Consider the following 12905-nt stretch of genomic DNA (forward strand, 5'->3'; position numbering starts at 1 on the left):
TACGATTCTGCATCACTCGTTGGCTCAGGTTTTGGACCATATTAGCTCTCCACTCATGGCATCAATGAATTCTAATACATACTCCGTATGGTTTCCTTCCGCTTCAACTCTCCTCTTACATACGGGATCATAGATTAACTGGTAGTGAACTGTGTTGTCATCATAATAATCAAACCAATTAAGCGATACATCGAGCTGTGCCACGTAACGGGCAAGCGCTGATTCCGGAGAAACTCCAGCCTCAAACTTACACGCCTCCAATTCACGGATTTTCTTCATAGACACACCGCGGTAGAGAAGCACTTCACCCGTAATCGTGCTTACACTGATATTTACCCGCTCCAGCCGTACGCGGTATTGATCAATATATAGCGGCATGTGGAAGAACTCCCGATCATGCGGTTCAGCTTCACCCTCATCTCCCCCTTGATCACTGTCCGTTCCTCCGTCTTCCCCATCCCATTTCACTTCCAATTGCAGGTACTTTGCGTACGAAGGAAAAAATCTTCGCAAGAAAAGCTCTGCTCTTTCCCAGCATTGCTCGCGTGTGAATCTGACTTCTTCATTCCGGCTGTCCTGTTTTTGATGGTACGCTTCCAGGGAACCTGTCGATTTATCAATATGTATCATAAACGCTGCTTGAAGATTACGAAGTGCGGTTCCCCAACGTCTTTCAAAATATACATCTACCGATAACGGATCGGTCGCAGAACGATCCTCTTCATCCTCATTAATATCGCTTGTAGCGAAGTATAATAAAATCAGGTTTTGATCGTCTCCCCTAGGCTTATCAAGCACATATCGCTCCGTATCAATGCCTAGCTGCGCTTCCCAGAATTGAATCAAACTTGAATCTTCATCTGAGCTTGCATCCGCTAGTCCATGGCTTGGTGGAAGAATAGGGTTGATGGCATGGAGATTCTCCCTATTCAATTCTCCATGTTCCGCTTGGATGATTGGAACACTCGGCGGCAGCAAATCATGCTGCAGACTATGCAAAGGTTCACCTGTAATTGCATCGATCTTACGACGGCCTTGAATCGGTTCATAGACCAGACAATGCTGATCTTCATCCCCTTCCATGTCATACACGGAAGGATACAATGTGGTTATGATTGGCTGAATATGCAGATCTTGAACAATCCTTTGCTTGGCAGCCTCGGCGCTGATAATCTTGGCCGGCCAAACCGGAAGCTCTTCTCCCAAAAATAATTCTGCCTTGTAATGAACGATATTTAAATTAAGGTCTAGCCGAATATCGCAACCGGAGTTCGGTAACGGTAATCCGCCGACCTCGGCTCTAAACTCAATATCATAATCATTTCTTTTGGTCTTTGAATGGATATAAGTCAGCACTTCGTTATCCGGATGATGCTGGATCATGAACCTTTTTGCTGCTTCAATTGCCTGCTCAATCGGATATATTTCCTCTAACACATGATCCCGCTCTCGCTCGATCTGAAGCCTCATCAGCTGTCCGGATCCAAGACTTAATGAGACCTCTATTCGATTATCCTCGTGTTCAGGGTCCTCCCATATAAACGTTCTCGCTTTTTCATCGTACCCTTTGGGGGTGTTATCCTCCATAACAAGTTCATAACGCTCAGGTATGAAGATGATCGCTCTTGCAGCTGCCTGAAGCGCCGTAATATCCATTGGCATAGTCTGTCCTCGCCTCCTTCTTGTTCTCTATTAGAACGCCTAAATATATGATATAAAGTATATAATTATATACGGCTTACTTCTACCAAGCTGACAAAAGACGAAAGATGCGGTGATCGAATGAGTAACCCGATACAAGGCCTTGACGTAAACCAATATCTTGAGCGTATTGGATACACGGGCCCGATTGTAAACAGCGCTTATATGCTCGCCAGATTGCAGGAACAGCATGTGCATACCGTACCCTATGAAAATCTCGATATCCTTCATCAAATTCCGCTTTCCCTGGATATCCCCGATCTTTACGATAAAATCGTAACTCGGCACCGCGGCGGCTACTGCTTCGAGCTTAATGCGTTGTTTGGCTGGCTGCTGCAGGAACTGGGATTTAAGGTCACTCATTACTTCGGACGCTTCTGGCGGGATGAAACCGATACGCCTGCTAAGCGCCGGCATCATATTCTGCAGGTGGATATCGAAGATCAGCGATATATTGCCGATGTTGGTGTCGGAGGAGCCGGACCGCGTCACCCTTTGGAATTGGTTGATGGCCTTGAGCAAACCCAGGGAAACGAAACCTACCGGCTCGTCCAAACCGAAGCGTATGGCTGGATGCTCGAAGAGTGGAAAAAAGAAGCGTGGGATCCCGTCTTCTCCTTTACGGAAGAGCCTAACTTACCGAGAGATTTCATCACCACCTCATTCTGGTGCGAGTATGCCCCCGATTCGCCTTTTAATAAAACAGCTCGGGTATCCATACGCACGGCAGAAGGCAGAAACACCGTGGATGATGACGAATTCAGAATTTATAAAGCCGGCGGCGTCCACACCTTCAAACCGGGTAATGCGCAAGAATATGCTGAAGCGCTCTATACCTATTTCGGCATCCCTATCCATAAATAAGAATAAACCGGGCTTCTCTTGAAGGGAGCCCGGTTTTATGTTTAATATTCGATTTTGCGCTCGGAGGAGCTCCACGCTTGGAATGGCAGCAAATAATCCGCTGTTTGAATCTGCTTCATAGGGATGGAGCGCTGGTCCATCGGCATCGCGATTTCATCGTATATGAAATGATCGTCGAATCCGATCTCAGCCGCATCCTGCTTCGTGCTTGCATAATAAACGGCATCGGGCCTGGACCAGTAAATGGCCCCTAGACACATCGGACAAGGCTCGCAGCTGGTATAAATCGTACAGCCTTTTAATTGAAAATCCTCCAGGTGCAAACATGCTTCCCTTATGGCTTGCACTTCGGCATGAGCCGTCGGATCGTTCAGCGCAGTAACCAGATTCCGGCCCCTGCCGATCACTTGACCATCCTTCACCACAATCGCTCCAAAAGGACCACCCTCCACATGTTGAACGTTTCGATGGGCCTCCGCAATCGCTTGACGCATCCAGTACTCATGATTATGTTCGCTCACTATGTACAGCTCCCTTCCCATGTTCATCCTGATCCCGGTGTTCGTATTCATCCATGTCAATCTCCTGGGACTGCTAACTATCATCATAGCATATCTTCCTTCGCTCTCCTCAATTTTTCCAATCTAATGGAGAAAAACGGGTTGACGAATTGTATACAAATGTATACAATCACTTTAAATAGTATACAAACGTATACGTAAAGGAGGTTGATGTTATATGCGCCAAGAGGATCAGGATACAGCGAGTCAAATACGGTCGGAGCCTCGCGACCGGGATAACCACCGGCACGGCGGGCGGCACGGAAGACGGCGTGAGGAAGGGCATGGCGGCAGGGAAGGCGGCAAGATGGCGCAGACATTCCGCCGGGGGCGCGCGCTTTCTTTTCTGGACCATTTAGTTGTGAAACGGGAAACCTTGAAGAAGCAAGTCAATGACCCGGACTTTGAAGCCATCCGAGAAGTGGTCAGCGGAGAGCTGAAAGCAGTAGACCAGATCATTCAGGAGTATATTCAGGCGTTTGAGCTGTATGATACGAACCCATCGCAAGACAGCCAATAATGGCTGTCCGCCAACCATTCAAACCAATTACCATGACAGAGGTAGAACTTGGAGCGTGATAATTCTTGATCAGAAAGTTTTTTTCGTACTATCGGCCCTACAAGGGACTGTTTATTTTGGATTTTACGTGCGCCGTTATTGCCGGACTGCTGGAGCTTGCTTTCCCGCTTGCCGTCAGCAAATTTATTGACGACCTGCTGCCAAGCCAGGATTGGCCGCTGATCCTGATTGCCTGCATCGTCCTTCTCTCGATCTATGCGCTGAATACCGCGCTGCAATACATCGTCACTTATTGGGGGCATATGCTCGGGATTAATATCGAGACGGATATGCGGGAAAAAATGTTCTCCCACATTCAGAAGCTCTCCTTCCGTTTCTTTGATAACAACAAAACCGGACATCTCATGGGACGCATCACGAATGATCTTAATGACGTGGGAGAAGTAGCCCACCACGGACCGGAAGACGTATTCATCGCCGTTATGACGCTGCTCGGTTCCTTCTCCTTAATGGCTTACATCAACCTGGAGCTTGCGCTGCTGACCTTTATCATCGTGCCGCTGATGGCATGGCTGATCATTAAATTCGGCGGCAGAATGACCACGACCTATCGGCAACTGTTCCGTAATGTAGGGAATTTCAACGCCCGCATCGAAGACAATGTCGGTGGTATCCGCGTGGTTCAATCGTTTGCGAACGAAGAGCATGAGAATAAACTGTTTCAGGAAGAGAACAAGCAATTCCGGGCAACCAAACTGCTGGCTTATAAAACAATGGCAAAAAGCACGTCCATCAGCTACATGCTGATGCGTTTGATCACGGTATTCGTCATGATCTGCGGCGCGTGGTTCTTCATCCAGGGCAAAATTGAAATGGGTGAATTCATGGCCTTCCTGCTGCTCTCCAACATCTTCTTCCGTCCGATCGAGAAGATCAATGCAGTCATTGAGAGCTATCCAAAAGGAATTGCCGGCTTTAAACGCTACCTGGAGATTATGGATACCGATCCGGAGATCGCCGATGTGCCTGATGCCGTATCCCTTTCCTCCGTGCGGGGAGATATCCGCTTTGAAGGCGTTACCTTCGGTTACGAACCCTCCCGGACGATACTGAATAACATACATCTCACGATCCATGCCGGAGAAACGGTTGCGTTTGTCGGACCATCCGGTGCGGGTAAGACAACCATCTGCAGCCTTCTCCCCCGCTTTTATGATGTGGATCAGGGCACGATCACGGTGGATGGAATCGATATCCGGAATATCAAATTGCAAAACCTCCGCAAGCATATTGGCATCGTGCAGCAGGATGTGTTCCTGTTCTCCGGTACGATCCGCGACAATATCGCTTATGGCGACTTACAGGCAACGGACCAGCAAATCTGGGAAGCCGCACGGCGTGCTTCGCTGGATGAACTGATCCGAAGTCTGCCGGACGGTATGGAAACGGTGATTGGCGAACGCGGGGTTAAGCTGTCAGGCGGTCAGAAGCAGCGCTTGTCCATTGCAAGAATGTTCCTTAAGAACCCGCCGATTCTGATCCTGGACGAGGCCACGTCGGCACTCGACACGGAAACGGAAGCGCAAATCCAGAAGTCTCTGGCTGAGCTGTCCGTCGGCAGAACAACGCTGGTGATCGCTCACCGACTCACCACCATTCAGAGCGCGGACCGGATTATCGTCGTCAATTCCGAGGGCATTGCCGAACAGGGGACGCACCAGGAATTGATTCATTCCGGCGGTGTGTACAGCAGGCTTCACCAAGTTCACTAATGAAGCCAATGATCTGTAGTTAAACATGGATATTAAACTGAAAGTGATGAAATGCCGTAACATTATATTTAAAAGGATGACTCCCCTCAGTAGGGAGTCATCCTTTTTTTTCGAGACGGCTTAAGAATCTAATCCTTATGACAAGCTGTCATGATATCACGCAAGAGAACTTTGGCCTCATTGTCCTTGGATAAAAAAGTTGCTGTATGGAAACATTAATGGCGTACTGCAAAGACATCGTTACAGGAGGCGCTTTATGTTTTATATTTATAGTGTCGGTCTACTCTTCGGCGGACTGTCGATCATCAACCTTGTCTTCTCGTACCAAACCAAGTTTATCCAGCACCTGTTCTGGCCTACGCTGCAGTTTCAGTTATTCATGCTTCCTCTGTTCCTTATGGCCAACATGTGCATCGGATACGGGATCCGTTATGGATTTAAAGCCACCGACCAGTTAGGCTATACGTTGATCTTCTCCAAGTGCCTCGAAATCCTAATCTCGTTAGGGGTGGCTTATTTGTTCCTGAAGGAAGTTCCAACCTGGAAAAATTGGGCCGGCATCGGTATCATTGGGCTGGGCATATTCCTTGTTAAACAGAAATAAACGCACGCCCTCCTTCGACGCCTTTCTAGCTTACAATCATTCTTTGCTTTTATCTTAGCGAAAGAGCGTGACCGTTATTTTTTCCCCATCCATCCTTGTTCGTAGGCATAACGGGTCAGCTGTACCCGATTTTCCAAATGCAGTTTTTGCAAAATGTTCTTCAGATGGTTCTTGACCGTATTCTCGGATATGCACAAGGCTACCGAAATATCGCGGTTGGACAATCCCTCGGCTACAAGTCCCAAAATTTCTTTTTCCCGGGCCGTAAGTGGACTATTGCTTGGGTCCGGCTTATCGTACTGCGAAAACTCCTTCAATATACGGAAAGCTAGTTCCCTGCTCATCGGTGCTTCGTCCACGGCAATGGCTTTAAGGTATTCGTGCCATGATTCGGGATTCAGATTCTTCAGCAAATAGCCTTGGGCTCCACGTTTCAGTGCATCAAACAAATGTGCGATGTCGTCGGACACCGTAACCATGACAATTTTAACGTAAGGAAATTTGTCCTTCACTCGCTTGGTCGCTTCCAATCCGTCCATCCCAGGCATCTGAATATCCATGAGGATAATATCAGGCATCCATAACTCGGTCAGCTCCAGCGCTTCCTCGCCGCTTTGTCCTTCGGCCACGACCTCAAAGGTCGGGTCGCTGCTTAGAATGGTGCGAATGCCTTCTCTCGCAAGATCGCTGTCATCGATGATTAACACACGAAAAGGCTGCTCGTTCATGCGGTTCTCTCCTTCCGAATGCTGATTATCGTCTTGTGGTTATGTCTTTCCACCATGAACTTCCAGCCCATGGCCTCGGCCCGATCCTTCATGATTTTGATTCCATACCGGTTGCTGCCGAGCGGCTTGTCCAACTCAAAACCTTTGCCATCATCGCTGACAGAACAGTGCCAGCTCGAATCCGCCGCTGTCGCGGTTATCTTCACGTGCTTTGCTTCGGCATGCTTATGGATATTCAATAAGGCTTCCCTGATCGAAGCCAGCAGCTCCACCTTTTCTTTGGCGGACAGCATGTCATCCGGGATTCCCCACTGAACGTCGAAATGCAGATTCGTCTCCTGCTTGATTTCCTCAATTAAGCTGTTCATGCTATGCATCCACGGAATGGCTTGCGGATCTGCCGGATATCGGAGATTAGCGATGGCTTCTCTTACGTAGGCATTGGTTCGGTGAACACTTTCCTTAATTTCCTGGTATGGAATTTCGCCGGTTAGCCCCGATTTCTCAATTCGGTCAATCTGTGCGTTCAGCAAGAATAAGGATTGGGCGATTCCGTCATGGAGCTCCCGGCCAATCTTCTCCCTTTCATGCATGGCTGCTTGCAATGCCCTGGATTGGTTCAGTTCCTCCTGGTTCCGTTCAATCAATGAGAACAACTGAGTAAGAAACAGAATGGAAACCAAGAACACGATAACAGGTGCCAGCAGATTGCCAAGATCCATCGATATATAAGGCAGCAGGAACTCATGCCTGACATACTCCCAAATGCCAATCGTCAATGTGGGAATGATCAGAATCAACCATTTTATTTGTTTATAGGACATACCCTGCCTCCTAATTCAATCTAAACATGAATGTACCTGCCTCTTTATCTATCATGTTACCACTGGTTATCCCTTCATTGTAATCAAATTCGGCCCTGGACGGAATGACTCTAAAGTGCTACGGACCTTACCGGTTTCACCCGTACTGTAATAACCTATTTACAATTCGAGTACAAATCGCGTATAAAGAGTAAAAGATATCCATTCATTCCATTTCCGATGAAGGGAGCTGCAGTTAGATGAAGCAAAAAATTGCAGTGATCATTGTACACGGATTGGGAACACAAAAGAAAGACTATGCGGATAAATTTATGAAAAAGTTGAGAGAAACCTTCTCCCGAACCTCAGGTATTCCGCATGAGCAACTGGCCATGGAGGCTGTTCATTGGGCCGATGTATTCGCAGCACGCGAGTCTGAGTTAATCAGCAGCAGCATTAAACCTTACCGTTTACGTTATCAGCACCTTCGGCAGTACGTGATCCACAATCTGGCGGATGCCGTTGCTTACCAACCCGTGGAATCCGAGGATCAGAACTACGAAGCCATTCATCGGACAATCAGTGAAGCGCTGCACCGACTTGCCCTCTCTGCCGGTCCCCAGGCTCCATTATGCGTAATCTCTCATAGCCTGGGATCTGTAATCGCCAGCAATTTCTTCTATGATCTGCAATTCTCCTCCCGCGGGCATCACCTGGTCGTTGACCCGGAAGCTCCGTTGGAGCGAGGAGAGCTCCTGACATTATTCTATACGCTGGGAACCACCTTGCCGCTATGGAGCATGCGGTATCGTGATTTTGACAAGCCCATTGACGTCCCTTCCGGGCAGCTGAAGCACTATCATGATCAGCTGCTGGGGGAATGGGTCAATTTCTATGATAAAGACGATATACTGGCCTATCCCATTAAGAGTATAAATGAAGCGTATGACCGCACCGTACGTAACGATATATCCGTTAACGTGGGAAACTGGTTAACCTGCTGGAATCCCCTGTCACACAGCGGTTATTTCTACAGCAAACCGATTCTGGAGTATATCGCTTCAAGTTTGGAAGCGACCTGGCGGAGCGTCAACCAAGTTAAATAAAGCAATGCCGCAAAGACCAGGCGTCTTTGCGGCATTTTATTTCAGATGGTTATATTCATAACCCATTGTTCTCCGATAGGCCCCATCCTTCTTCTGCCCGTATCTTCGAAACCAACCCGTTCATACAGCTGCTGAGCCGGAACATTCTTATGGTTCACGACCAACACCACTTCATCGCAGGAAGGAAACTGACTTCGAATGAACGATGGCAGCGCAAGCATCCCTCTTCTGGCATACCCCTTACGCTGCTGACGATGGTCAATGGATAAGGCAGTAAGCAGCATGGCATGAGAATTGCTAGTATACTCCTTGACGCGCTCCGTGGCGTGCAGGATAAAGAAGCCGACAGGATGATCATCAGCTAAAATAACGATGGGAAACTGACCTTCCACTAGGTTTAATGCTTCTTTCGGATGAGCGGTAAATTGGACTTGATCATCCGGAAGCTCGAATTCATTCAAGATAGGCAGGTGTTCTGCCGAACGGAATTCCAGCTGAATTTGTTCCGCTTTTTGCATGGGGGATATCTCCTCTGTCATTGGTGAAATGGATACATCTTTTACTCTATCGATTGCAATCTTGCTTATTAACCTGTTTCTTCGCCATACCACAGCTGCCGGAAGCTTTCGCTTGAAGCCAGCAGCTGTTCTGCCGTGCCTTCAGCCTCAATCTCTCCGCCATTCAACACGATGATATGGTCCGCATGGTGAAGTGCTGCTTTTCGATGTGATACGACAAGGCAAGTCGCCCCGCCGCGCTCGCTGAACAGCCGCTCCCATAACTTACGCTCGGTCTCAACATCCAATGCGCTGGATAAATCGTCAAATACATACAGCTCCGCGTCCCGTACCAGCATCCTTGCGGCCGCTGTCCGCTGAGCTTGACCGCCGGACAGCTTGACTCCTCGTGGTCCTACCATCGTCTCCAGGCCCTGCTGCAGATGCTTGATATCTTCTTCCATTACAGCCGCATGTAGTGCGCGGTCCAGACTGCCCGGCTCCTCGATTATACCTAACAGGATGTTGTTACGCAGTTTATCGCTGTACAGCCTGGGGATCTGCGCAGTATACGCACTCTGTGGAGGTATAAAGAAATCAGCGGGTTCTGTTATCCTCTCACCGTTCCACCGGATCTCGCCCTTTTCAGCTGGCAGTAAGCCCAGCAGGGTGCGAACCAGCGTCGTTTTACCGCTGCCGATCATCCCTGTAACGACAGTAAAGGTACCACGCTTCAGGGTCAGATTAATATTCGAGATGCCGCGTCCGGTCTCGGGATATTGATACGACAGCCCTTGCGCTTCAAGCAGCGAGAGGGGCGGTGCCTCGATAATAGCCGTTTCCATGCCGTCTTCGGCAACGGAAACAGCGGAAGGATTGTGTCTTCCATTGGTCAACGAATCTCTCTGTGCCCAGCAATTAGGATGAGCTTCCTTCTCTTTATTCCGTTTGTTCTTAAACTTACCGATACCGATATAATTGGCTGCCGTAAGCAGCGAAGCCGGTGCCCCTTGCAGCATGGATTGGATGCGCTGAAAGCTGACGCCCATCTGCTTGTAGTAAGTCATGAAGTTGCCAACGTTCGATATAAGCTGCGTGACAAAAGTTAAATAATATACAAAGAGCGACAAGTCCCCGACCGTAAAATCGCCACTTCGCATCTTAAGACTCGCAAGCACAAGGATCAATCCTGTGCCGAGATTGACGGAGTTGGTGAACACGGAAGATAAGGTCTCCGTTAACAGCTTATCCTTCACCATGGATTGGCGCCGTTTCTCACTAAGGCTTACAAACCGTTCCACTACGCGTTTCTCAGCCCCTGCGACTTGAATGGCTTGCACATTGGCAAACATCTCGCTGATCGCCCCGGTTACCTTGGCCGTCGATTCCCGGCTTGCCGCCCTGTATTTCTGGATGCGTGCGGTCGCAATCTGGGCTGCGGTGACCACGAGGATCAAAGGAACGAACACGAGGATCGTAAGCTGCAGATCGATGGATATGAGAATCCAGCTGGCAACAATGACGAAACCGATAAGTCCTAACGTATCTACGGACCAGCTTGTCGCTTCTTCGGCCTGATCGACGTCATCCCGGAAATTGCTGATGGCTTCTCCGGGCGAGCAAGGTATTGCCCGTGCTCCAGGCTCTTTCATGACATGGGACAGCATATTTCGGCGAAGCAAGGTGCTGATCCGGAAGCGAAAATGCACGTCTGTCATGAAACCGCCGAAGATCAGTGCAATTCGGGCTAATGCAGCGCCAATGAGCAGCACGGCAATTGCCCAAACGCCGTAGGGAAAAGCATATGTACCTTCCAAATGGTCGAAGAAAGCTTTGGTTAACAATCCGGGAACCAGCGGTGCCATATGAATAAGGGACCATGCCAGCAGGTTGATAAGATACAGACCCGGCCGGTACAGAATCAGCCTCCAGAAGAAATGTCTTGCTTTCATGCCAGCACCTCCTCCATTCCAACGGCAAGCATGCGGCTAAACCGTGATTGCGGGTTTGAGGCAAGCTCTTCCCGGCGACCGCTTTCGAGCATTCTGCCATTTTCCAGAATAAGAATCCGGTCGGCACGCTGAACCGTGGCCAAGCGGTGGGCAATGATAATACATGTCTTCTCCTGCAGCAGACGCGTAATGGCTGCTTCAATCCGGTATTCCGTTAACGGATCAAGGCGGGACGATGCTTCATCAAGGATGACGAGACCCGGATCCGTCAGAAAGACGCGGGCAAACGCCAACAGCTGGGCCTCACCGGCCGACAGGCTCCCACCGCCCGAGGCCAGGCTCGTATCGAGCCCTTCGGGAAGCGAAGCATACCAGTCCCCAAGCCCAAGCTCCTCTAGCACGGATATAATTCGGCTATCCTCGATGCCTTCATCAAACAAGGTCAGGTTATCACGAACAGTCCCCTCCAAAATCTCAATATTCTGCGTAACCATCGCGACCTTGCGCCTCAGTTCATGAAGCTTGCAGACCCGGATATCCGTTCCTGCCAGCTCGATGCTTCCCTCCTGAGGATCATAGAAACGCAGCAGCAGGCGGGCGATCGTCGTTTTGCCGCTGCCTGTGCGCCCGAGCAGCCCCAGAGTCTGGCCCGGCTCGAGCCGCAGCTGAAGATTTTCGAGCGTAGCCTGCCCGCCCTCTTCATAGGTGAAGTTTAGGTTGCGGAATTCCACCGATAGCGGGCCTGCCGGAAGCGGAGCTCCGGGTCCGTCTTTAATCTGGGGCTCGGTTGCAAGCAATTCCCGGACTCGCATCAAGCTGGCATCTGCCTTTTGCAGGTCCTCCAATTGGGTGCGGATCTTCTCGATCGGTTTGGCTAGCAGCTCGGTATAATAAAACACTAAATATATGGAGCCGATTGTCAAACCGCCTTGTCCGTTCTTCCATAGTATGGCGCACACGATAAAAGCGGCAGCATTGCCAAGCGCAAACACCAATATCGTGGTGCTCCACATCAGAAAAAATCCGATGAACGCACGAACGCGAACCGGCAGCATCCGCCTGGCCATCTCATAAAATCGATTCATGACATATCCAGCCGCCCCGTTGGCACGCGTATCTTCAGTGCCTTCGAGGTGCTCGCCGATGAATCCGTAGAAATCCGCATTCAGCTCGCGCCAGCGCTTCCATACCGGTATTGCAAACCGCCGGATATGTTGAATGACGTAAATGCTGCCGACAACAAACACGGTCATGGCAAATCCAATCCAGAAGTTCTCCCGATACAGGAGAGCCAGAATTCCGATCATAAGGAGCAGATTGCCGAACAGATGGATAATAAAGCTGGAGAAGAAATTGGCAAGCGCATTCACATCGCCATCGACCCGTTCGATTAAAGAACCCGACGTTTGGGTTTTGTGAAAGCTCATATCCAGCGACAGGCAGTGCTCCGCCAATTCAGCGCGAAGCTTGTTGGTTGTCGTCCAGCCCAGATTCTCGCTATAGTAAGCAGCCGCAATAGAAACGCCTTGTTGGAGCAATGAAAATACGATAAAAAAACCTGCCGCATAGTAAAGGGACGTCAGACTTCCCTCTCCTTGAGCCGTATCGATAAAATACCGGATGATCTGCGGATTAATCAGTTGCAAACCGATTGAAAATAACAGCAGCACCGTCAGGGCTGCCAGCAATTTCTTATGCGGGAATACGTATCGGATTAACATCTCCCGGTACATGCCAATCCCCGTGGTCCTTCGCTTGCTGTTTAACGTGTGATCGCTTTGCATTCGTCAATAATCCC

The 12905-nt window shown here is 49.4% G+C and carries 12 protein-coding genes; 5 read left to right on the plus strand and 7 right to left on the minus strand.

Annotated elements, in window-relative coordinates:
• Window positions 1–24 precede the first annotated feature (24 nt).
• Window positions 25–1662 carry a YcdB/YcdC domain-containing protein gene (locus tag PAEVO_RS11265; protein ID WP_100537622.1) on the minus strand — a complete coding sequence of 546 codons (1638 nt, stop codon included), beginning with the start codon at window positions 1660–1662 and terminating at the stop codon, window positions 25–27.
• A gap of 120 nt (window positions 1663–1782) precedes the next feature.
• On the opposite strand from PAEVO_RS11265, the gene PAEVO_RS11270 reads away from it, so the two are divergent.
• Window positions 1783–2565, plus strand: a complete 783-nt coding sequence (locus tag PAEVO_RS11270; RefSeq protein ID WP_100537623.1) for an arylamine N-acetyltransferase family protein — start codon at window positions 1783–1785, stop codon at window positions 2563–2565.
• A 41-nt stretch (window positions 2566–2606) separates the two neighbouring features.
• Here the strand turns inward: PAEVO_RS11270 and PAEVO_RS11275 are convergent, their stop codons facing one another.
• On the minus strand, window positions 2607–3107 hold the full coding sequence (locus PAEVO_RS11275) for a nucleoside deaminase (RefSeq protein WP_165789717.1): 501 nt from the start codon (window positions 3105–3107) through the stop codon (window positions 2607–2609).
• Between the two features lie 196 nt (window positions 3108–3303).
• Here PAEVO_RS11275 and PAEVO_RS11280 point away from each other — a divergent pair, with 196 nt between their 5' ends.
• The 3 genes from PAEVO_RS11280 to PAEVO_RS11290 all read left to right on the plus strand — a co-directional run bounded on the left by PAEVO_RS11280 (window position 3304) and on the right by PAEVO_RS11290 (window position 6021).
• Window positions 3304–3645 (plus strand): hypothetical protein, encoded by a 342-nt coding sequence (locus PAEVO_RS11280; protein WP_100537624.1) that lies wholly within the window; start codon window positions 3304–3306, stop codon window positions 3643–3645.
• Window positions 3646–3710: 65 nt separating this feature from the next.
• Window positions 3711–5417 carry an ABC transporter ATP-binding protein gene (locus PAEVO_RS11285; protein ID WP_100537625.1) on the plus strand — a complete coding sequence of 569 codons (1707 nt, stop codon included), beginning with the start codon at window positions 3711–3713 and terminating at the stop codon, window positions 5415–5417.
• A gap of 256 nt (window positions 5418–5673) precedes the next feature.
• Window positions 5674–6021: a hypothetical protein gene (locus tag PAEVO_RS11290; protein WP_100537626.1), complete on the plus strand. Its 348-nt coding sequence runs from the start codon at window positions 5674–5676 to the stop codon at window positions 6019–6021.
• Between the two features lie 74 nt (window positions 6022–6095).
• On the opposite strand, the gene PAEVO_RS11295 is transcribed toward PAEVO_RS11290, so the two are convergent.
• Window positions 6096–6749, minus strand: coding sequence for a response regulator (locus tag PAEVO_RS11295; RefSeq protein WP_100537627.1), 654 nt, complete (start codon window positions 6747–6749; stop codon window positions 6096–6098).
• Window positions 6746–7573, minus strand: coding sequence for a sensor histidine kinase (locus PAEVO_RS11300; RefSeq protein ID WP_100537628.1), 828 nt, complete (start codon window positions 7571–7573; stop codon window positions 6746–6748). Before PAEVO_RS11300 ends, PAEVO_RS11295 begins: the two co-directional genes overlap by 4 nt.
• A 239-nt stretch (window positions 7574–7812) precedes the next feature.
• On the opposite strand from PAEVO_RS11300, the gene PAEVO_RS11305 reads away from it, so the two are divergent.
• Complete coding sequence (locus PAEVO_RS11305; protein WP_100537629.1) at window positions 7813–8658, plus strand: chemotaxis protein; 846 nt, start codon at window positions 7813–7815, stop codon at window positions 8656–8658.
• Between the two features lie 41 nt (window positions 8659–8699).
• Here PAEVO_RS11305 and PAEVO_RS11310 read toward each other — a convergent pair whose 3' ends face one another.
• The 3 genes from PAEVO_RS11310 to PAEVO_RS11320 form a co-directional block, all read right to left on the minus strand.
• Window positions 8700–9176, minus strand: coding sequence for a GNAT family N-acetyltransferase (locus PAEVO_RS11310; protein WP_100537630.1), 477 nt, complete (start codon window positions 9174–9176; stop codon window positions 8700–8702).
• 68 nt (window positions 9177–9244) lie between these two features.
• On the minus strand, window positions 9245–11107 hold the full coding sequence (locus tag PAEVO_RS11315) for an ABC transporter ATP-binding protein (RefSeq protein WP_100537631.1): 1863 nt from the start codon (window positions 11105–11107) through the stop codon (window positions 9245–9247).
• Window positions 11104–12891 (minus strand): ABC transporter ATP-binding protein, encoded by a 1788-nt coding sequence (locus tag PAEVO_RS11320; RefSeq protein ID WP_100537632.1) that lies wholly within the window; start codon window positions 12889–12891, stop codon window positions 11104–11106. The genes PAEVO_RS11315 and PAEVO_RS11320 overlap by 4 nt, the downstream gene beginning before the upstream one ends.
• Between the last annotated feature and the right edge of the window lie 14 nt (window positions 12892–12905).

It is taken from the genome of Paenibacillus sp. GM2FR (genome assembly GCF_002803325.1).
Lineage (GTDB): Bacteria > Bacillota > Bacilli > Paenibacillales > Paenibacillaceae > Paenibacillus_AQ > Paenibacillus_AQ lautus.

Excerpts from the sequence above, each read along its gene's own strand:
- PAEVO_RS11305 (WP_100537629.1), top strand. The coding sequence starts at position 7,813 with ATGAAGCAAAAAATTGCAGTGATCATTGTACACGGATTGGGAACACAA.
- PAEVO_RS11280 (WP_100537624.1), top strand. The coding sequence starts at position 3,304 with ATGCGCCAAGAGGATCAGGATACAGCGAGTCAAATACGGTCGGAGCCT.
- PAEVO_RS11310 (WP_100537630.1), bottom strand. The coding sequence starts at position 9,176 with ATGCAAAAAGCGGAACAAATTCAGCTGGAATTCCGTTCGGCAGAACAC.
- PAEVO_RS11320 (WP_100537632.1), bottom strand. The coding sequence starts at position 12,891 with ATGCAAAGCGATCACACGTTAAACAGCAAGCGAAGGACCACGGGGATT.
- PAEVO_RS11290 (WP_100537626.1), top strand. The coding sequence starts at position 5,674 with ATGTTTTATATTTATAGTGTCGGTCTACTCTTCGGCGGACTGTCGATC.
- PAEVO_RS11315 (WP_100537631.1), bottom strand. The coding sequence starts at position 11,107 with ATGAAAGCAAGACATTTCTTCTGGAGGCTGATTCTGTACCGGCCGGGT.
- PAEVO_RS11265 (WP_100537622.1), bottom strand. The coding sequence starts at position 1,662 with ATGCCAATGGATATTACGGCGCTTCAGGCAGCTGCAAGAGCGATCATC.
- PAEVO_RS11270 (WP_100537623.1), top strand. The coding sequence starts at position 1,783 with ATGAGTAACCCGATACAAGGCCTTGACGTAAACCAATATCTTGAGCGT.
- PAEVO_RS11295 (WP_100537627.1), bottom strand. The coding sequence starts at position 6,749 with ATGAACGAGCAGCCTTTTCGTGTGTTAATCATCGATGACAGCGATCTT.
- PAEVO_RS11300 (WP_100537628.1), bottom strand. The coding sequence starts at position 7,573 with ATGTCCTATAAACAAATAAAATGGTTGATTCTGATCATTCCCACATTG.
- PAEVO_RS11275 (WP_165789717.1), bottom strand. The coding sequence starts at position 3,107 with ATGGGAAGGGAGCTGTACATAGTGAGCGAACATAATCATGAGTACTGG.